Source organism: Microcystis sp. M_QC_C_20170808_M9Col (assembly GCF_007095495.1).
Taxonomy (GTDB): Bacteria; Cyanobacteriota; Cyanobacteriia; order Cyanobacteriales; family Microcystaceae; genus Microcystis; species Microcystis aeruginosa.
This window is the reverse complement of record NZ_SFBZ01000048.1, coordinates 17,656-38,580: the sequence shown is the minus strand read 5'-3', so window position 1 is coordinate 38,580 and position 20,925 is coordinate 17,656. Positions and strand designations below refer to the sequence as shown.

General features: G+C 43.4%; 16 protein-coding genes. 6 read left to right on the top strand and 10 right to left on the bottom strand.

All coding sequences use genetic code 11. The features are described from left to right. Window positions 1-25: 25 nt before the first annotated feature. Both EWV68_RS03250 and EWV68_RS03245 read left to right on the top strand, forming a co-directional pair. The gene (locus tag EWV68_RS03250) at window positions 26-499 is read left to right on the top strand and encodes a tRNA (cytidine(34)-2'-O)-methyltransferase (RefSeq protein WP_012267724.1); all 474 of its coding nucleotides are present in this window, start codon (window positions 26-28) and stop codon (window positions 497-499) included. Window positions 500-723: 224 nt separating this feature from the next. Further along, window positions 724-1,311, top strand: coding sequence for a prepilin-type cleavage/methylation domain-containing protein (locus EWV68_RS03245; RefSeq protein ID WP_287168800.1), 588 nt, complete (start codon window positions 724-726; stop codon window positions 1,309-1,311). A gap of 13 nt (window positions 1,312-1,324) precedes the next feature. Here EWV68_RS03245 and EWV68_RS03240 read toward each other — a convergent pair whose 3' ends face one another. Next, a complete protein-coding gene (locus tag EWV68_RS03240) occupies window positions 1,325-1,681 on the bottom strand; it encodes a 4a-hydroxytetrahydrobiopterin dehydratase (protein WP_287168799.1) in 357 nt (118 codons plus the stop codon). Window positions 1,682-1,864: 183 nt separating this feature from the next. Between EWV68_RS03240 and EWV68_RS03235 the strand changes: the two genes are divergently transcribed. After that, entirely contained in the window at window positions 1,865-2,461 is a 597-nt protein-coding gene (locus EWV68_RS03235) for a nucleotide-binding protein (RefSeq protein ID WP_287168798.1), read from the top strand. A gap of 155 nt (window positions 2,462-2,616) precedes the next feature. Next, window positions 2,617-4,143, top strand: a complete 1,527-nt coding sequence (gene bchB / locus EWV68_RS03230; protein WP_061430879.1) for a ferredoxin:protochlorophyllide reductase (ATP-dependent) subunit B — start codon at window positions 2,617-2,619, stop codon at window positions 4,141-4,143. Window positions 4,144-4,404: 261 nt separating this feature from the next. On the opposite strand, the gene EWV68_RS03225 is transcribed toward bchB, so the two are convergent. After that, the gene (locus tag EWV68_RS03225; protein ID WP_061430880.1) at window positions 4,405-5,538 is read right to left on the bottom strand and encodes a class I SAM-dependent methyltransferase; all 1,134 of its coding nucleotides are present in this window, start codon (window positions 5,536-5,538) and stop codon (window positions 4,405-4,407) included. Window positions 5,539-5,903: 365 nt separating this feature from the next. Further along, complete coding sequence (gene lipA, locus EWV68_RS03220; protein WP_287168797.1) at window positions 5,904-6,788, bottom strand: lipoyl synthase; 885 nt, start codon at window positions 6,786-6,788, stop codon at window positions 5,904-5,906. Between the two features lie 205 nt (window positions 6,789-6,993). Between lipA and EWV68_RS03215 the strand changes: the two genes are divergently transcribed. Beyond that, window positions 6,994-8,733 carry a mechanosensitive ion channel family protein gene (locus EWV68_RS03215; protein ID WP_287168795.1) on the top strand — a complete coding sequence of 580 codons (1,740 nt, stop codon included), beginning with the start codon at window positions 6,994-6,996 and terminating at the stop codon, window positions 8,731-8,733. A gap of 56 nt (window positions 8,734-8,789) precedes the next feature. Here the strand turns inward: EWV68_RS03215 and EWV68_RS03210 are convergent, their stop codons facing one another. The 4 genes from EWV68_RS03210 to dnaX form a co-directional block, all read right to left on the bottom strand. Further along, the gene (locus tag EWV68_RS03210; RefSeq protein WP_061430883.1) at window positions 8,790-9,200 is read right to left on the bottom strand and encodes a type II toxin-antitoxin system VapC family toxin; all 411 of its coding nucleotides are present in this window, start codon (window positions 9,198-9,200) and stop codon (window positions 8,790-8,792) included. Further along, the gene (locus EWV68_RS03205; RefSeq protein ID WP_002761993.1) at window positions 9,197-9,463 is read right to left on the bottom strand and encodes an RNA-binding protein; all 267 of its coding nucleotides are present in this window, start codon (window positions 9,461-9,463) and stop codon (window positions 9,197-9,199) included. The genes EWV68_RS03210 and EWV68_RS03205 overlap by 4 nt, the downstream gene beginning before the upstream one ends. A gap of 71 nt (window positions 9,464-9,534) precedes the next feature. Next, window positions 9,535-9,858, bottom strand: coding sequence for a Grx4 family monothiol glutaredoxin (gene grxD / locus EWV68_RS03200; RefSeq protein WP_002761995.1), 324 nt, complete (start codon window positions 9,856-9,858; stop codon window positions 9,535-9,537). A gap of 87 nt (window positions 9,859-9,945) precedes the next feature. Continuing rightward, window positions 9,946-13,200, bottom strand: coding sequence for a DNA polymerase III subunit gamma/tau (gene dnaX, locus EWV68_RS03195; protein ID WP_287168794.1), 3,255 nt, complete (start codon window positions 13,198-13,200; stop codon window positions 9,946-9,948). Window positions 13,201-13,534: 334 nt separating this feature from the next. Between dnaX and EWV68_RS03190 the strand changes: the two genes are divergently transcribed. Continuing rightward, the gene (locus EWV68_RS03190) at window positions 13,535-15,757 is read left to right on the top strand and encodes a molybdopterin oxidoreductase family protein (protein ID WP_287168793.1); all 2,223 of its coding nucleotides are present in this window, start codon (window positions 13,535-13,537) and stop codon (window positions 15,755-15,757) included. Between the two features lie 70 nt (window positions 15,758-15,827). Here EWV68_RS03190 and EWV68_RS03185 read toward each other — a convergent pair whose 3' ends face one another. The 3 genes from EWV68_RS03185 to EWV68_RS03175 all read right to left on the bottom strand — a co-directional run bounded on the left by EWV68_RS03185 (window position 15,828) and on the right by EWV68_RS03175 (window position 20,908). Then, window positions 15,828-18,983: a pentapeptide repeat-containing protein gene (locus tag EWV68_RS03185; protein ID WP_287168791.1), complete on the bottom strand. Its 3,156-nt coding sequence runs from the start codon at window positions 18,981-18,983 to the stop codon at window positions 15,828-15,830. 274 nt (window positions 18,984-19,257) lie between these two features. After that, a complete protein-coding gene (locus EWV68_RS03180; protein WP_287168790.1) occupies window positions 19,258-20,154 on the bottom strand; it encodes a tRNA (5-methylaminomethyl-2-thiouridine)(34)-methyltransferase MnmD in 897 nt (298 codons plus the stop codon). Further along, a complete protein-coding gene (locus EWV68_RS03175) occupies window positions 20,114-20,908 on the bottom strand; it encodes an alpha/beta fold hydrolase (RefSeq protein ID WP_061430887.1) in 795 nt (264 codons plus the stop codon). Before EWV68_RS03175 ends, EWV68_RS03180 begins: the two co-directional genes overlap by 41 nt. Window positions 20,909-20,925: the final 17 nt, after the last annotated feature.

Here is a 20,925-nt window from a genome sequence, read left to right as displayed (position 1 = left end):
ACAGTGAACTGATAACTGATAACTGATGACTGAAGCGATTTTACGAGTGGTTTTAATCAATCCGCAAATTCCGCCAAATACGGGGAATATTGCCCGTACTTGCGCCGCAACGAGGACAGAATTGCATTTAGTAGGTCCCTTGGGTTTTGAAATTAGCGATCGCTATCTGAAGCGCGCCGGCTTAGATTATTGGCCTTATGTAAAACTTATGTACCACTTGACAATTAATGACTTCTGTGATTATCAACAAAAGAGCGGCGGAAGGGCGATCGGGTTTACTGTGCGCGGCAGCAGCAGTTATGTGGAATACAGCTATCAAAGCGGAGATTGGCTACTTTTTGGCAGTGAAACCGACGGTATTCCGGCAGATTTATTAAATAAGTGCGATGACACGGTTTATATTCCCATGGCGGAACCGGGGGTGAGAAGTTTAAATCTTTCCGTTAGTGTGGCCATCGGATTATTTGAGGCCAGACGACAATTGGGATTTATTCGTTAGCGGGACATTTTGCTATATAAACAGGGCAAATAAACTAAATTGAGCAAAAAATCAGAAAATTGCTTTTATTTAGCTGATTTTTGCCCGTAGCAGCAAAATAGTGATCGCCGTCAATTTTGTCCGTAATAACAGCAAGAAATTATGTGGATTATCCTAGAGCAAATTAATTGTTGCTCCTTGCTAACTACATAATTTATTGAAAATAAAAAGGCAAGATGAGGCTCATGAATATCTTCGACCTTTCTCCCAATACTTTTCGCAATTTACAGCTTTTTAATCGGCAAAAATCCAGCTCTGGCTTAACTCAAGTCGAGATGTTAGTTACCCTAATTTTATTAGGAATTCTCTTAACTCTTGCCCTTTCTGTTTATCATCGTTTAATGGCTTGGATTCGCTTAAATATCGCCACCTTTGAAATATCACAACAGTGGAAACATACCCGTTATCAAGCCACAGGAGAAGGTTTTCATCCCCTATCTTTGTGCATGGCAGCCAGTGAAACCGAACAGATTAAAGTGGCAAAAGTACAAGGAGACGAATGTGAAAATGTCACCGATTGGACTCCCATCACTCGTGGTGTTAGCATCGATACTGATAATTCTACCCTACGCCGAGTTAGTGGACCTGTCGGTAATCAAGGGACAATTTATCGCGCTAGTTGGGCCGATACAAAGGGGGGTTTAGGGGGTTCTTGGGGACAGTTGGGCAGAATTACTTTAGTTGCTTCCGGTACACCCGACAAACGCTGTTTATTTTTATTCCGTGTTGATGGTAGTTGGGATATTCGCCAAGATAATAAATGTGTGCTTTAAAGCTGATTTAAAACTAGGGAATCAGGCGATCAATTTGTTGAGCTAAATCAAAATCTAAGTTACTTAAACCTCCCACTTCATGGGTAGCGAGGGAAAGAGTAACGCGATTGTAATTGATGGTAATATCAGGATGATGACCTAGGAATTCAGCTGGAGTAACTAAGCGATTAACAAAAGCGATCGCTTCGATAAAATTGTTAAATTTAAAAGTTTTTTCAATCCGTTGATCTCGTAACTGCCAACCCGGGATAGTCTGTAATTGTTGAGAGATTTCTCGATCGGATAAACGAGTAGCGGGTAAAGAGAGGACTAATTGACCAGTTAACCCAATCTTGAAAGCGATCGCTATTGCTAAGAATTGGTTCAACATTGAAGACGCTGCCGTAGTTGTGGTGAGCGGAAAAAGTGATCGATCGGGATGGCATAATGTCGACAGAGCCACGCTCAAAAATCGACAATTCTGACCGATAGCTTTTCTGAGGGGAAACTTAGACGGTTTTCAGTCCGTCTGGGAGTACACTAGAAAATACCCATTTATTCCATCGAGCCGTTCATGATTATTTCCGTCGTAGCACTGAAGGGAGGGGTCGGGAAAACCACCACATCGATTCATCTGGCCGCCTATTTTCAGGAAAAAGCGCCCACCTTATTGATCGATGCGGATAAAAATCGTTCGGCTCTCCATTGGTCCCGGGAAGACACCCTTCCTTTTATGGTAGCGTCCCAAGCTGGAGCGACGGGACTGGTGAAACAATACACTCATATTATCGTCGATACCCAGGCCCGGCCGGAGCCAGACGAGTTAAAAGATTTAGCTCAGGGCAGCGATTTATTAATCCTACCCACCACTCCCAATCATCTCGATATCGATGTCACGATTAAAGCGGTAGAATTGCTGTCCACGATGACCGATAATTATCGAGTTCTTTTAACCCAAGTGGATTCACGGACAAAAACAGGACGAGAAGCTCGGAAAGCTCTAGAAGAAGCAAAATTACCCGTATTTAAGCGAGAAATTCCCCGTTTAGTTGCTTTTGAACGAGCGGCCGAAAAGGGAGTCGTCGTCAAAGATTATCCCGACCCCCGGTCTAATTTCGGCTGGCTTTGTTATCAAGCGGTCGGTAAAGAAATTTTGGCCCTAATGACATAAATTGTTAAAAAAGTTAATATTAATATTTGTGTCGTTTTTCCCCAAAAAGATACTTAATCTGCATGGGGACTTTTTGTAATCTTCCGTTAAGCGTTCACTCCTAAATCGGTAAAGTCTGAGACAATCAAAAAAGTCTGACTGTAGGAGAACCCTCTATGAAATTGGCCTATTGGATGTATGCGGGTCCCGCTCATATTGGCACGTTAAGGATCGCCAGTTCCTTTAAAAATGTTCATGCTATCATGCACGCTCCTCTGGGAGACGATTATTTTAACGTCATGCGCTCGATGTTGGAAAGGGAGCGTAATTTCACCCCCGTGACTGCTAGTATTGTCGATCGTAATGTTTTAGCCCGGGGTTCCCAAGAAAAAGTCGTCGATAATATTGTTCGCAAAGATCGCGAAGAAAGTCCCGATTTAATCGTTTTAACTCCCACCTGTACCTCCAGCATTCTCCAAGAGGATTTACAAAACTTTGTCGAAAGAGCGCGACAGGATGCCGAGGGGGATGTGCTGCTGGCCGATGTCAACCACTATCGCTATAATGAACTACAAGCGGCCGATAAAACTCTCTATCAAATTATCAAATATTATCTCGATAAGGCCCAGAGAAAGGGGGAAATTATCTCGCAGAAAACCCCTAAACCTTCGGTTAATATTATCGGTATTACCACCCTCGGTTTCCATAACCAACATGATCGCACGGAATTAAAGCGGTTAATGGCAGATTTGGACATTGAAGTTAATGAAATTATTCCCGAAGCTGCCTCGGTGGACAACTTAAAAAATCTGCCCCGCGCTTGGTTTAATCTGGTTCCCTATCGAGAAGTGGGATTAATGACAGCCAAATATCTCGAAAGCGAATTCGCTATGCCTTACGTTGATATTACCCCCATGGGAGTAGTGGAAACAGCGCGCTGTATTCGCAAAATCCAAGAGGTAATTAATGCCCAAGGTGCAGCAGTAGATTACGAAGATTTTATCAATGAACAAACTCTGCATATCTCCCAAGCTGCTTGGTTTTCTCGTTCCATTGACTGTCAGAATTTAACGGGCAAAAAAGCGGTGGTTTTTGGTGATAATACCCACGCAGCCGCTATGACAAAAATTCTCGCCAGAGAGATGGGAATCCATGTGGTTTTAGCGGGTACTTATTGCAAGTATGACGCGGATTGGTTCCGGGAACAAGTGAGTGAATATTGCGATGAAGTGTTAATTAGCGATGATAATGGGGCGATAGGAGATGCTATTGCTCGGTTGGAACCGGCGGCGATATTTGGTACTCAAATGGAACGTCATGTGGGCAAACGTTTAGATATTCCCTGTGGAGTAATTGCCGCACCTATTCATATCCAAAATTTCCCCCTCGGTTATAAACCTTTCTTAGGTTACGAAGGCACTAATCAGATCGCCGATTTGGTCTATAATTCCTTTACTTTGGGTATGGAAGATCACCTATTAGAGATATTCGGTGGTCATGATACAAAAGAGGTAATTACTAAAGGTATCTCGGCAGATTCTGACCTAAATTGGAATAAGGAAGCTACGACAGAATTACAGAAAATACCCGGTTTTGTGCGGGGGAAAGTCAAACGAAATACCGAAAAATTCGCCCGGGAGCGAGGTATTGGTGAAATAACTTTAGAGGTAATGTATGCGGCTAAAGAATCCGTAGGAGCTTAATTATTTCTTGGGGCTGAAAGTTAACAGCATTCAGCCCTTTTTTTTTAGTTATCTACTTAGGGCTTGCTGAATAAATCTAAAAACCTTGTTGGATAAGACTTTTAGACTTGTTTTCCCTCAAAAAGTGCCGACCTTTGGAGTGATCGGGGGGAAAATTCAGGTACTTTTTCCCTGAAAATTAGGTAACTGACTACCTCAAAATCCGTAAAACCCCACACCCCACACCCCACACCCCACACCCTGCCCCTAGGAAAAGCTTTTTCAGCAAACCCTACTTAATCCCTTAAGTATTCTTTCCTCTACTCCTTTCCCCTGAATTAACACTCCAAATCCTCCTAAACCGGTGGGATTGATTAATTGATGTAAGGCATCTCGACGCTGAAATATAGTTAATATATCGATTTTTCCTTGAGAAAGTTCCTTTAATTTATCCCCTAATCCCAAAGCCATTAAAAATAATCCTTGCTGAGTAAAACCGAGATTTTTTAAGCCTAATTTCTCCCCTTGACGTTGTAAAGCGGTAAAATCCACATGAGTGGTAATATCTTGTTCTCCCACCCACAAATAAGGATGATCATGACGCTGATGTTGTCGATAACATTGTAGGGTTCCTTGATTTCTTTGGGGATGATAATATTTTTCGGCAGTGTAACCGTAATCTATGGTTAAGATATAACCTCGATCGAGTTTCCGATTAACCGTTTCTAACCAGTCTAAAGCTAATAAGTTTACCTCAGTTTGATAACCCTCCCGATAAAGTGGTGAAGGAATATTTATCCCCACTAAATCAAAATAATCTTTGATTCTGTCAGTAGATAAATCTGCGATAATCTCCTGAAAAGGTTCCCCCAATCCCAGATAAATTTCTCGTAATTCTCCCGACTCGATCACAACTCGATGGACAGGAAAAGCATCGATTAACTCATTACTAAACACACAACCCACAAGGGAATTATCGGCTAAATCCGGCCAACTTTGCCAAGATACCGGGGAATATCCCGCTAAAGTTGCCCGTTGTCTTTCCCTGAGTTTCTGAGATTGTTCGATAATTATATAACTGAGATTTTGATAAAAATCAGCATAGCTATGACTTAAATAATCAAGGATATCCTTCGCTAAAATCCCCGAACCTGCTCCCACTTCCACTAAAGTAAATCCAGGCGAATTACCTAAAAATTCCGCCATCTCGACAAATTGCTCTGCCAACAATTGGCCAAAATCTGCCCCTAGGGACGAGGAAGTAAAAAAATCTCCTTTTGAGCCAATTTCTACTTTTCCAGAGGTGTAATAGCCATAATCAGGGTGATAGAGAGCTAAATCCATCCAGCGCTCGAAGCTAATTCGACCCGCTGCTGATTGTTTAATTTCCTCTAGGATGATTGCTTCTAAATTCATCTTGATCAGGGAATTATGAATTATGAATTATGAATTATGAAATGGGAATTATACTAAATCCAGTTACTAAAGACTGATTATCTATTCCTTCTTTTGCGTAGGTAGGCACAATTATTTGTAGGATGGGTTAGCGGTAGCGTAACCCATGCGGGCGTTGGGTTTCATGCTTCAACCCAACCTACGTTCATTTTATATTTAATTCCACCCACCTACTTAAGTAGCCTATACTCAACGGATTTAGTATTAGTAAACAGTAATCATTGATCAGTAAACAGGTATAAAGATAAAGATAAAGATAACTAACTAATTAACTTAAAACTTACATCTGATCACTGATAACTGATAACTGATAACTGATAACTGATTTAATCTCCCGCATGATAGGAACTGCGGACTAGGGGGCCGGATCTAACCTGGGAAAAACCCATTTTTTGGGCAATTTCTCCCAACTCGCTAAATTCTGCGGGAGTCCAATATTTCTGTACGAGCAAATGTTCCAGAGAAGGACGCATATATTGACCAATAGTAACTCGATCGCAGTTGATCGCCCGTAAATCTGCCAAAGTCTCGATAATTTCCTCTTTTGTCTCACCGTGACCGACCATTAAGCCAGATTTCGTCGGAATTGACCGATCGATTTCCTTAACATAACGCAAAACCGCCAAAGAGCGATCGTATTTAGCCCCGCGTCTAACCGGTCCTTGCAAACGGCGCACCGTCTCGATATTGTGATTGTAACAGGCAGGTTTTGCCCCTACCACCGTCGCCACCCGTTCCTGTTGACTTCCCTTGCCTCCGGCAAAATCCGGGGTTAACACTTCAATTAAAGTGTGGGGATTGAGTTCGCGAATGGCTGTCATCGTCCGCACGAACCAACTGGCTCCGCCGTCTTCCATATCATCTCTGGCTACAGAAGTCAAGACAACGTAACTTAAATTTAACAATTGCACCGCTTCTGCCACTTTTTGCGGTTCCTCCACATCGAGAGGCATGGGTGCATGACCCTTATCTACTTGACAAAAAGCACAGGACCGGGTACAGGTGGGACCCATCAACAAAAAAGTCGCCGTACCTTGGGCATAACATTCGCCGCGATTGGGACAGCGACCCTCCTCGCAGATAGTATGAATGTTCCTTTGTTTGATAATGCGCTGAACCGTGGAAATTTCGCTAGATTTGCCGAGCGAACGCCGTAACCAAGGGGGTAAAGAGGTAATTTCCTCGCGCCACTGTGGGGAAATATTGGACATGAGAAGTTAAGTAAGGTGTTGGGGATTTCAGTTATCAGTAATCAGTTATCAGTTATCAGTGAGGGGTTGGGGTTGGGGAGAGGGGAGAAGGGAGAGAGACGACCGACTCCCCAAAACGAAAACTTCCTATCTCACCATTAAGATAACTGCTATAAGCTGAGAAAGCGGGTAAAGATCATTGTTAATCAAAAAGGAAACTTAGGCAATGGGACGACGGCAACGGAGAAAAATTTTCAATCTGGTCATTCAAGGATTGGCGGGTTGCCTCTTGGTTAGTATATTTGTTCTTAATTCCCTGCCATCCCTAGGCCAAAATTTTCTAGTTCCATTTGCATCTCCCACGGGGACAAGGATTTTTGTAGCCGGGGATATAGAATATGCTTCCGTGCATCTAGATGGATTTGCCTTATTTGAGATTGCCTCCCAAGATTTTACCGCTTCTGAGGCCCGGGAACTCTCCCCGGTAGAAAGACGGGCTAGGCGCATTGAAAGAGGTTTAAATAATATTATCAATCGGGGTTTCGATCCGACAACCCTGCAAGTAAGTACGGCGACTCTCAATAATTTAACCGTGATTGTGGCCAAGGATAACCAGAATTTACCGCAACAGGTAATTCTGACAGTGACAGAAGTTGATGCCCTGATCGATTCTTCTTCTGTTGGCGATTTAGCGGACAGATGGGTTAAAATCATCCAAACAGCTTTGCTCCAAGCTTGGCAAGAACGTCAGCCCGCCCCTCGTCGGCAACAGGTAATGACTGCCACTATAATTATTTTGGGGCTAACTTTCTTAAGCTGGGTATCAATTTGGTGGCAGAAACACCTAAGAAATCGCTTCAATCTCCTCAAAAAACAAGCTAAAAGGCAATCCGATCAAAATTTACCTATAAATTCCCCCCCCAGAAAAGATCGCTCCCAAGAACCGATTTTAGCCGCTCTAGAAGATTCCTCTAATTTCCGTCAACAGGCTGATATTCAGCGACAACTGACGCTAAATATTCTCTGGAAAAGACTGGCCCTTATTGGACTGATACTGCTTTGGTTTGGCGGAATAGCGGCGATTTTGTATGTATTTCCTGAAACTAGGCTAGAAGGACGCGGAATAATTCGTATTCCTTTACGGATTTTTATTATCTGGTTGCTGCTGACATCAGTGAGCAATATGATTAATCTCTACGTTAATTCTCGGCTACGGGAGTGGGTAGAGGAAGGAGCGGTTTTTTCCGAAAATTTGGAAAGGAGGATTCTGCGCGCTCCCACTTTATTAGAAGTTTGGCGACAAATTATCACATTTATCGCTATTTTTCTGGGAATTTTGGTTTTTTTGAGTTGGATGGGCCTTTCTTTCGCCTTTTTACTCACGGGAGCCGGTTTAGTGGGAGCATTGCTCACCTTTGCCTTTCAGGATCTTTTAAAAGATTGGATTAACGGTTTTCTAATTATCTTTGAAGACCAATACACTGTCGGTGATATGATCCAGTTTCAGGAGTTTATCGGTTTGGTGGAAAATATGAGTTTGCGAGCGACTCAATTGCGGGCTGCCGATGGACGTTTAATCACTATTGCCCATAACCAAATTATTAGCGCACACAACCTCAGTAAAGATTGGGCGCGGGTCAATTTTACCATTGAAGTCGCCTATGACACCGAGCCAGATTTGGCGATCGCTTTAATGGCAGCCATCGCTGAAAATATGGCTGTAGATCCACAATGGCAAGAAGATATCATCAATCCCGTGCAGGTTGCTGGTGTTAGTCGGGTTTCTCACACGGGGATGGAAATTATGCTCAGAATTGTCGTCAAAAGATTACGACAATGGGACATAGAAAGAGAGTATCGTCGTCGTCTAAAAATTGCTTTTGAGGAGAAGGGAATTCACATCGGTATCCCCCAACAAAGTTTCCTCATAGCAAAAGATAGAGAGGAATTCAAGGGACAGTTTTAAAGGGGAACATTTTCTATCGGTGGAGTTATAGGCCGTTGAAAGCAGATTTTCCATGACTACCCTTGAATAATATCAAAGCTTCCTTGGTTTTGAATCCGATAAAACAGGAAATCCGCATCGAGGGTGAGAATTTGCCGATACCCAGTCTTTTCAGCTACTAAAACTAGGGTTGCATCTGCCAAGTCCATCGGTCGATCGCGGTATTGCTCCATCAACCCCAACAGGCGACTGAAATCACTTTCCTGAATATTGTAAACCACCAGCAGTTTATCTAAAAGAAGTTGTCCCAGTTGTTTTTGCATTTGCCAACCACCCCGATGCAGCGCCAGGTACATGGCTTCGGTCAGGCATGACCAAGTTGTGACGAGAGGCTTTGCTAAACGCATTACTGTATTTCTGTAGGCTTTATGTTGGGGTTGGGTGCGATCAACCAAACAAAGCAGCACTCCTGCATCACACAGGATCATAGCTCTAGTCCTTGTTGCCGATATTTTTCGAGCAGCAGTTGCTGGTAGTCGTTTATTGGTTCCGGTGAATTGACAGTTAAGCCATCTACGGCTTCAAACCATTGTAACCATCTTTCTATCAGTTTTCCATCAGGCTGAGTGTCAAAGGTTTTGACTCGATATTTATGATCGAGAAGATCAATAAAGTCGCTTACTTCCTGAACAAGGACTTCAGGGAGTTGATCTAGCTTAGAAATTGCAGTTTCTCGAATTGTCACAATCATCACCTCTGCCAAGATTGCTAGTTGGGCAACTTTAAACTAGGTTAGGATAGCTAACCTAACCTAGAAAATTTTTAGGAAGCTAAGGCTACCTCGACTATTTGTTGTAGTTCCCCATTTTGATAGAGTTCGATCATAATGTCGGAACCACCAATAAACTGACCGTTGATATAGACTTGGGGAATAGTCGGCCAATTGGAATACTCCTTAACTCCTTGTCTTAACTCCTGATCTTGGAGAATATCGACAGTTTCGTAGGAAACCCCCAGAATATTGAGAATTTGTATGACGTTATTCGAGAAACCACACTGAGGCATTAATTTATTGCCCTTCATGAACACAAGAACTTTATTATTCTGGACTAATTGATCGATTCTGGCCTTAGTTTCGGGTGTCATAGGTCTAGTAGCTAGAATTTGAGCAAGAATAGCCAATCCTGAGACGTGGCATATCCTATTAGTTTAGCACAAGCCGTTGGGATAGCTTTAAAAAGGCAGGTCTTCGTCCTCCTCCAAATTCTCTAAAATTTCGTTAACATCAGGTCTCCCGCGCACGATAGTCATATTTTCCAGAGACTTATTAACTTTAGTTTCTGCGTCCGAATTTTCTGGCAGTGAATAACCCATATTGACCACTTCACCATCAAAAGATTTCGCTAACTTTTGAGCGGCCGCCAAAATTTCACTAACATCTACATCTTGATCTAATGTCTCTAAAGATGAATCAAAATTTAAGATTTTTTGGGGCAGTTCTGTGCTAAGAGTTTTTGGGTTTCCCGATGCTGTGATCTTTGCTTCTTTTTTCTCGATAATTGCTTCTTTGACTGGGGGAATATCCACCGCGGTCATAACTTTATTTTCGGGAGTTATTGGTGGGGTTGGTGCGGTTTCTGGTGGTGGTTGTATCCTGGCCGCTGGGGATGGGGAAACTTCCGCAGCCATGGCAGCAGTGGCGGAACCTACCTGTAAATGAACTTTAATCCGGCGCTGAAAAACAGCCTCGAAAGCTGACTCAATATTAGTCAAGCGTAGCCGGGCCATTTTTAATAATTGTTCCGAAGATATACTTAAATAAGCGCTCGATTCTTCCATACTAAAAAGACTGCCGTGCTGACGCAAGAGAGTGCGAGTAGTGGGGGGTTCCATTACTTCTAAAACCCGCTGCCAAATTTGTTCATGATTGTCATCACTGGCAACAGTTTTAACCTCAGTTTTCGGCACTGCGACGCTAGTTGTCGGGGTGATAACCGCCGGTTTGATCGGTTCATTCACCGGTGCCGGCGCTGTGATCACTTCCGGGGGCCTCTCGACGCTGGTTTGGGGACGGGAAGGCGCTACCGTGGCAACTAGAGGAATCACCTGTGCTTGCGGTAACAGTCCTAAGAGAGTGACTTCTAACCAGAGACGGGGTTGAGTGGTGTTTTTTAGTTGCGTTTCGCTGTCTTTAAGAAGTTGTTGACCGCGGAGAATTTCCTCTAAAGACCAAGTACGCGCTTCCGTACATAATTCCTGCCAAGTGGGAGCAGTGACAGCCACCATTTCTGGACGATTAGGGGCGGTTTTGGCTAAAAGTAGGTTTAAATAGAACCCCGCTAGATTTTGCAAGACGATTAAAGGTTCCTTACCGCGATTCATCAGATGGCGACATTGTTCGATAACTTGATCGGGAATATTGCCATGAATGACTTTAAGTAGGGTTAAGAGGTCTCTTTCGGGGACTGCACCGACCAAATCCCAGACTCGCTCGGCCGTAATCGTTCCTGCGAGTAAACTTAATTGATCAAGAAGACTTTCCGCATCGCGTAAACCACCGTTAGCGATCTGAGCCACCAGGGTTAATGCTTCTAGGTTAATATCGATCGCTTCTATTTGGGCGATTTTTTGCAGGTGTGCCACCATCGCATCGAGAGGAATACGGCGATAATCAAAGCGTTGACAACGGGAGATGATGGTAGGCAAGACACGCTGAGGATCGGTGGTAGCAAGCACAAAAATCACTCGATCCGGCGGTTCTTCCAGAGTTTTCAGCAAAGCATTAAAGGCCGCCGTACTGAGCATATGGCAGTTATGAACTAATAACCCATTGGCAACAAAATTATGATTGTCCTCCACTTCTAGGTCATAGACGCTTTCTGTGTCACCTTCTTGAATCCCTATCACTTCCTCGAAATTTGTCAGCCATTGAGGGGATTGCATAGGGTTGTAAATCGGCAATCCATCGGGCTGTGGCCGATGCTCCCATTTTGAGGTAATGATAGATCTTCCCCGTACTGTGTCGAGTATAGGATAGGCTTTTTGTAGCGTAACCTCTTTGAGTGAGCCAATCGGCAATAAGTTGATTTTCGGGGGGGGAATATCCTTCCGTGTGTAATTGGATAAAACGGCTTCCGTGAGGGGTGATACTGAGTGATCCGTCATCCATATACCACCAAGCCAGTCCTTCGGGCGTGATGTTTTCCAGCCAATTGAGGGAAACAAATTTTCGTTCTCCTTGAGGTCTGACCATCTGGAAAACTTCTCCAAGGCTGGGATGACAAACGCTGCGGGCATAGATTGAAAGTTCTCCATATCCACCGTTGGCAACGATTTGTGACTGAATTTGTAACTCTGGAAGACGACTGGCTTTGTATTCAAGCCATTCTTGTTGTTTACTGCCATGATTCCAGCGTATTCTCGGCCATCGACTGTTTTGGTTGGGGTAATCGATAGTTCCATCTCCGAGTAAAGTCCCGTATATAAGTCCGAGGCTGTTTGAGGACAAAGATTCTCGATGGAACAGTAATTTTTTGGTTCGCTTTTCCCATAAACCGTGTCCTTGTTTGTAAGGATGTCTTTGCCAATAGGATTCAATACTTTTGATCCCTCTGCCTTTTTGTTGGAGAAACAAGGGAATTTCCAGTTTTTCCCCACAGCCACACTGACAAAAGGGCTTGATGGATTCAGCCTGTTGCAAAATAGAGGCCAAGTCATAGACTCTTGTTCCGTTACTATTGCCGTAGTTTTGATGCCCTGAAACGAAACGTCGGTTATGTCCATCCCTTCCATACTTAGAGATGAGTTGCCCGCAGCCACATTCACAGGGGATAGGATCTGAGCGCCGATTTTGAGATTTTTTGCTTGTATCCATGCTTTTTCTGTTCTAATCAAATGATTACCAGTGCAATTAATCGTCCGATTTCTGGTTTGAATGGTTAAAGTTGCTTTTACGCCTCGGTTTAGCCATCGCAGGACTTTTTTATATTCCCACTCTCCGCTGCTCTCGTTGTAACTGAGAACTCGTTTTCCGAGAATCTCAGGATGATTAATGGGGATTAATCCCGTTTCGGTGAAAACAAGGCTATCCCCAGTCAGGCACTCATCGATGACATAGACTTTATAACGACATTGGACGGGGGCAAATTGCGATCGCTCGATAATTTCCCGAATGTTATCTACACCGGTATTACTAGCGGCATCAATTTCGATCACGTCTAAAGCGGAGCCATTGGCGATCGCTTGACAGACGGAACACTTACCGCAGGGAATCGGCGTAGGATGGTCACTAGACAGACAGTTGAGGGATTTGGCTAAAATTCGCGCCGAGGAGGTTTTCCCCGTGCCTCTGGGTCCAGTAAATAGGTATGCAGGGGCGATTCGCTCACTGATTAAGGCATTACTCAAGGTCGTGGCGATCGCTGATTGTCCCACCAAATCGGCAAAGGTTTGGGGACGATACTTATGATGTAGAGGTTCGTAGGTCATGACTGGCTGAAAACTTTTTCCCCACCCTAGAGACTACTATTATCCTATCCCGATTCTTTTTCAACACGAGAACAAGTGTATGCTTTTTAAGCTGTTAAGTATTGAAATTGCTTGTTGAGATCAGGCAACAGGCAACAGGCAACATAAAACCCCACACCCCACACCCATCAGCAAACCCTATCTAGACAGGTTTAATGCGCGATTTGCATCATAAAAATGGCAATTTGGCCAAGGCATCTAATAAATTGTATTAATAACTACAATTTCGCCGAGAAAATCTGCCGACTATCTTAAGTATGCCTAAAGACAGCGCCACTAATCAGACCAACTGCTTATGACTGAATCTACAAAAACCCAATGTCCTTACTGTGGAGTAGGTTGTGGTTTGACAGTCACCCCCCCCGCGTCGGCCAGACAAGCATGGAAAGTCTTCGGGGACAAGTCCCACCCCTCCAGTCAAGGTATGGTCTGTGTTAAAGGGGCTACCGTAGCGGAATCGATCGATAAAAATCGCCTCAAAACCCCGATGATCCGCGATTCTCTCCAAGAGCAATTTCGTCTTTGTACTTGGGAAGAAGCCCTCGATCGCATCGTTAACCAGATGCAAACTCTAATCGCTCAGGGGGAAAAGGAAAGTATCTGTCTATACGGTTCGGGACAATTTCACACCGAAGATTACTACATCGCCCAAAAACTGGTCAAGGGCTGTCTGGGAGTCAATAACTTTGATGCTAATTCCCGTCTCTGTATGTCTTCGGCCGTGGCCGCTTATCTGGACAGTTTCGGGTCTGACGGTCCCCCCTGCTGTTACGATGACCTAGAATTAACCGATTGTGCCTTTTTGGTGGGGACAAATACGGCCGAATGTCACCCCATCATCTTTAACCGTCTGCACAAGTATCTCAAAGGCAACCAACAAGCGAAATTAATCGTCGTTGATCCCCGCAGCACCAAAACCGCCGAGGCCGCTAATCTCCACCTCGCCATTAACCCGGGGACCGATATTGACCTATTTAACGGTATTGCTCACCTGTTACTGAATTGGGGTGCGATCGATACCTATTTTATCGATAAATGTACCCGAGATTTCCACAAATACGCCGAAATTATCCGCCATTATCCCCCGGAAATCGTCGCCCCTAAATGCGGTATCCCCATCGAGGATTTAGAAAAGGCTGCCCGCTACTGGGCCGAATCGAAAAGAGTCCTTTCCCTTTGGTCGATGGGTATCAATCAATCCAGCGAAGGCACGGCCAAAGCCCGCACTTTAATCAATTTACACTTAATGACGGCTAATATCGGTAAACCGGGGGCCGGTCCTTTTTCCCTAACGGGACAACCCAACGCCATGGGAGGAAGGGAAGCCGGCGGCCTCTGCCATCTTCTGCCCGGTTATCGTTCCGTCAAAAATCCCCAACACCGGGCCGAAGTGGAACAAGCTTGGGGTTTACCCGCCGGTCAGATTTCTCCCGTCCCCGGTCGCGATGCTTGGAGTATGATTACCGGTTTGGAGACGGGAGATGTCAAACTTCTCTGGATTGCCGCCACTAATCCGGCCGTTAGTATGCCTGATCTAGAACGCACCAAGGCCGCCCTGTTAAAATCACCTTTTACTATCTATCAGGATGCCTACTATCCCACGGAAACCAGCGCCTACGCCCATTTATTACTGCCAGCAGCCCAATGGGGCGAAAAAACGGGAACAATGACCAATTCTGAGCGCGTGGTGACGTTAAATAAAGCTTTTCGCTCTCCCGTCGGTCAAGCTCAGGCCGATTGGCAAATTTTCGCGGAAGTTGGTCGCCGTTTGGGGTTTCAGGCACAATTTAATTTTCAGGATTCGGCCGAGGTACATTCCGAGTTTATTGGCTTGACATATAAACGTCCTTGTGATATGACGGCGATTAATTATGATCGCCTGGCCGAGACTCCCCGACCGTGGCCCGATTCCATCGATGAAATTTCCGCCCCTAAAACCGCTAATTCCGGGGAATTACTGGGGAATTTAGTTAAAGATGAAAATAAAAGCGAAAAAACAGCCGCAAAACGCCTTTATACCGATGGTAAATTTAATACTGCCGATGGTCGTGCTGTTTTCGCCGCCTACCACAGTAAAGGTTTAGCGGAACCCCCGGACGAGGAATATCCCCTAGTGTTGACCGTAGGGCGTTTGTACGGTCACTGGCACACCCAAACCCGCACCGGCCGCATCGAGAAAATTGTCAAAATGCACCCCGCACCTTTTATAGAAATTCATCCCCAAGATGCGGCAAAATTGCACATAGAAGCTGGGGAATGGGTGGAGGTGCGTTCTCGTCGCGGTTTTGCCCGTTTTCCCGCTTTAATTACCAAAGCAATTGCTCCTAATTGTGTCTTTGTGCCGATGCACTGGGGGGCTTTATGGGCAGAAAATGCTGAGGCTAATAGTCTCACCCATCCGGCCGCTTGTCCGATTTCCCTGCAACCGGAATTAAAAGCTTGTGCCGTCAAATTAATCCCGATCAAGTCTTTAGTTAATGCCGAATTATCTCCCGGTCAATTTCTGGCAACTCCCTAATCAAATTTGGCTTTCCCTTTGATGGTGATGGGTGGCGATTGTGATCAGCTTATAGAGAATTGGTATAACTTTATTGGGGACAATCGGCAATTTTATCCTTAGTTTCTTTGAGTTCCTCTCGAACAGCTTTACATAATTCAGGACTAAATTGAGCGTCTTTGAGACTTTTAACAGTTTCAAGTTGTTTGACTGTTAATCCGATCACTTCTTTTAGCTTTGCACCGGTTAAATCTGCACCGGTTAAATCGGCATCTTTTAAAATTGCACCGGTTAAATTGGCATCTTTTAAAATAGCATCTTGTAATTGTGTGCCTATTAAATGCGCTCTTGGCAATTCTGCCTTTTCTAAAATAGCACCTTGTAAATCTAAGCCATCTAAAACCTGATCGGATAAGTCAGCTTGAGACAAATCTGACTTAGGTTCAATTTTATAAGCTCGCTTAAATAATATTCGATATTTTTTATCATCGACCTTGCTAATTGTTCTCTGATCGTAAATAGCTTTATCTAATTTCGCTCCCTCCAAACTAATACCTGTTAAATTAACTCCAATTAAATTAGCTTTTTCTAGGATAGTATTTTTCAATCCTTTCTGACTAATCTTGGTTAAATCTACACAGGATAAGTTGATTTTAGTTAAATCTCGATCGGATAAGTCGATGCCGATCAAGTTGATTTTTGCTTGACAATTCTCAAGATTCTTTGGTAAATCAATTAATCCTTTATAATTGTTCGATGTCGGAAACCAACTTAGGTTTTCTATTTTTGATTTCGATGGATCTTTAAAAATTAAAGAAGATTGCCTCCGTCGAGTAATAAAATAAACTACTTTTAAAAATTCTTCATATTTTTTGGCAACTTCATGAAAGTGACTGTTGGTTCTATCAAAATTTAACTTGGTTTCTTCATTAATTAATGCTCCCTTAAAATTAGTTCTGCTATCAACTTTAACCTTAATTAAATTTGCTCCTCTTAAGTCAGCATTTTCTAAGTTAGCACCGCTTAAATCGGCTTCCGTAAGATCGGCATAACTCAAGTCGGCGTGTTCTAGGTTAGCCTGTCTTAAATCCGCTTGTTTTAGGTTAGCTTCTTTGAGATTTGCCATCATTAAGTTAGCATTAATTAACACTGCGTCTTTTAAATCTGCTAATTCTAAAATTGCCTTAATTAAAACTGCATCCTGTAGATTGGTTTTAGCATCCAGATAGCTTTTTAAACGAGCATTTTTAAGATTAGCTTCGATCAGGTCAGCTTTTTTTAGATCAGCACCACTTAAGTTAGCACCTTGAAGTTTGGCAAAGTTCAGGTAAGACTGACTAAGATTACTACGGGATAAATCGGCTTTTAGCAGTGTGGCAGAACTTAAAATAGCTCCCTGCAAATCAGCACCAATCAGGTTGACTTTCTCCAATTTAGCCCCAGTAAGGTTGACTCCTTGTAAAGCAGTTTTTTCCAAATCTCGATTAGATAAATCTATTCCCACTAAATCTCCAGGATTGTCGGGATTTTTATTTTCAATATAATAAGCTTTAGCATCTATTAATTTTTGAGGTTTAACATCCAGTTTCGTTTCTTTATCAAAAAGAACACCCTTTAATTCAGTTTTATCTAATTTAGCCCCCTCTAAATTTGCCCCTCTTAAATCAGCACCCTCCAGATTTGCACCTGTTAAATCCACTCCTCTTAAATCAGCTTTTCGGAGATCTGCGCGTCTTAGCTCGGCATCTTTTAAGTCCTTCTGTGGTGGCTGCAAGTCTCTTTTTAGGGGATTAAAAGAGCTAATTTTGTAAAACTTTGCCTGATTGAAAAAGATGCTTTTATCGAGTTTAGTACGATCATCGTAGATCGCATGATCGATCTTAACACCTTTCAAGACAGCACTGGTAAAATCAGCCCCTCGGATATCTGCGTAGGTTAAATCAGCGTCCCTCAAATCAGCATTAATTAACTTGGTATTTCTGAGATTAGCGTGACCTAGATTCGCTTTTTGTAAATAGGTATTGCTCAGATCTACTTCTTGTAAATCTGCTTGGTTTAATTGGAGAGACTTACATTCATTTTTAATATCTTTTTCGTCTTTTTCACGATCACAGATTAAATATTTTTTTTCTTCTGATGGATACCAATTAAAAGGTTGAGTATTAAAGTTATATATTGCATTTTCAACACGTGCATCTTTTAAAGAAGTGTTCAGCAGATTAGCATTTCTCAAATCTGCATTAGATAAATTAGCTCCCTCTAGATTAGCATTGGTGATCTTTGCTCCATTTAAAATGGCATTGGACAGGTTAACATCCTGTAAATTTGCCCCTCTTAAATCGGCTCCCGTTAGGTCAGCTTTTCTGAGACTCGCTCCAGTTAAATCGGCCCCCTCTAGATCGGCATCCTTGAGGTTTGCTCCGTCAAGATTGGCATTCTGTAATTGTGCCTTGGATAGATCATTATTTGACATATCAACTCTGGGTAGATTAGCTGATTTGAGATTTACCCCCACCAATCTGACACAATCCTCTTGCATCCCAACTTTTGTTAATAGCCAAGTGAATATATTTTCTGGCATTTTACAACCACTACTGAGAGACTCCAAGGCATCAATTCTTCCGTTACTAGCAGGATCTTCTTTCGCTGAACGGAGAACAGTCCAAGCATCATTATTCTCTTGCGCTCGTCTTTTATCCGTTTCCCACCAATAGGTGATTACACCGGCAAAAATCCCTAAAGCGGTAACAATTGAGGCTATTTTGAGGATAAGCTCAAAATCAGTCCAATCAAATCGGTATTCATTTAATAAATTTTTGCATTCTTCTGGGGATAAGCCACTATCTTCTGATAGCTTTTGTAAGTCGATAGCTTCTTGAATAGGGTTTTTCGCTTCTTGCTTAATTTCTTTTATTCTCTTTCTAATTTCTTCTTCCGATAAAATCTTGGTTTGTTTTAGTAAGTCCTTATACTCATCTAAAGAAAAACCCAAAAAATTAGACTCGGACAGTTCTTTTAAAATCCTTAACTTTTTAATATTATCTTTTTCATCTTTAATGCTGTCTAATTTTTCATTAATCTTTTCCTCGATACGCCGATTAAAATATTTTTGGATCTCGTCAAAACTTTCTTTCTGCTCCGTTGCTATACGATGTAGAGCCAGAGTTCGCTGCGGTTCTGGCAAGGGGATAATCCTTTCCAGTTTACCTTTGATTTCTTCATATTTTGGGTTGTTCTTATTACTCATTTTCCTGTCCTCCGGCTAATACTAGATCACGAAAAACACAATAGAAATATACTAGATCGGCAAACTTATCGTTAAGAAGAGTCGCTCTTGATCGCCTTAAGGCTGAATTGGTCTAACAAAAAATCTATCTGGTCGGGGAACCTTTTTTATGCAGATAACGTCTTGCTTACACCCATGCTATCTAATCCAGCCTAAAAAAAACAAGCCGATCAGTAGAATGCTTAATTTTTCTTAAACAAAAGCCCGAATTATCAGGCATTTAACCACACTATTCTCATTCCGAGATTTCGATCGAACTAACCGATCTTTGCCAACGTTTTTTCCAGTGGCTAGTCGGTTCTAAGTCACAGAGTGCCTGTTCGCTGCGACGACGTTGTATAATCACTTCGGCTGGGTCGGTTAGAGTCGCGTCTCGATAGGGAATAGCGGCCTTAGTTTGCAGATGTTCCCGTTCCTGTGCCGATAGAGATGGGGGTAAGGACAAAAAACTGGCTATTGTCCCCGGCGATCGCCGACCGACGCTATCGGTGGCCCCAATCTGCAATCCTGCTAATTGTAAAGCCCTTCGCACCGAGGCAGCACAGGAATAGGTGACTAAATAACCCGTCGGACTCAGGCATTTCGCCACTAAAGCTAAAAACTCCACCGTCCACAGTTGCGGACATTTACCCGGGGAAAAGGGGTCGAGAAAAATTGCCTCCGCTTGAAAACCCGCGTCAATCACCTTGCTTATCGTCTGTCGCGCATCCCCGATTAACAGTTTAGCCGTCAGATTAGGCAGGTCTAGCCGGTGATTATGGGCAAAATCACTTAAATATTCGGGAATTGGTTGACTCCAACTATTTAAGAGATTTTCTCTAATAGCCGCTAGGGGAACCACTCGATCGCTTTCCAAAGCTAATAATTCTACCCGACAATCCCCCCTAACTTGCCAAATGGCCGCTAAGGCTGCGGCGGTATTATACCCTAAGCCGTAACAAATGTCAAGAACTTTCAGATTATTGCTCTGGTCTGCTTTTGCTGTCAGACGACTAGAGAGGATAAATTTTTTCTCGGCTTCTTCCCTTGCCCCAGAGGTAGAATGATAACATTCGCCGAATTCGGTCGAAAAAAAGGTATAAGAACCATCCTCAGTGACTTTTTGCGGGTAGGCTTCGGGGGAGACAAGCATGGTGATGGAGAATGTCTTTGAGATGAATATCGGTTTCCAGCAGGCAAGCGTGACCACTATGGGGCAGAATCGTTAATTTTGCGGCGGGTAACTGCTGAATTAGGCGTTTAGCCTCCGCTACCGATGGTAACAGTCGGTCGCCTTGACTGGCTATCACTAACACCCCCAATTGCAGACGTTTTAACTCGCTGGCACTAACCTGAAACCGTTGTAACTGGGATAAACGCCAGCTAATCGTCTTCAGTGGGACGTATTGCATGGCTTTGAGGAGAGAGCGGCGATCTTCCCGGGATATTCGACCCAGAGCGGCCAGAAAGGGTAAAATAGTTAGTGCCGAGCTGCCTTGGATGAAATCGGGCATCATCTGGGTGATACCGATTCCCAAGCTTAAAAGAGGTCTTTGATTAAAAGAAGAAGCAGGGTTAATTAAAATCAGTTTTTTAATTAATTTTGGTGATTTTGTTGCTATTTTCAAGGCTAAACAGCCGCCAAAAGACTCACCGCAGAGATAGACTTTTCTCGATTGTCGCTTTAATTCCTGTTCCAATAAAGCGATCACGAGGGTGCTTAATTCCTCCCAATCACCGAGATATTGCGGGGAAATCACCAAACAACGCAGATCGAAGTAAGGGGCAAGGTTTTTAATCTGACGATGGTATAGTTGGCCGCTGCCATCCATTCCGGGTAAAAATACAAACAGGGGATAATCGGGACGGGGATGACGGGGAATAATCCAACTGACAGGTTGTTCCATGGTGCGAGAAGCGCGAT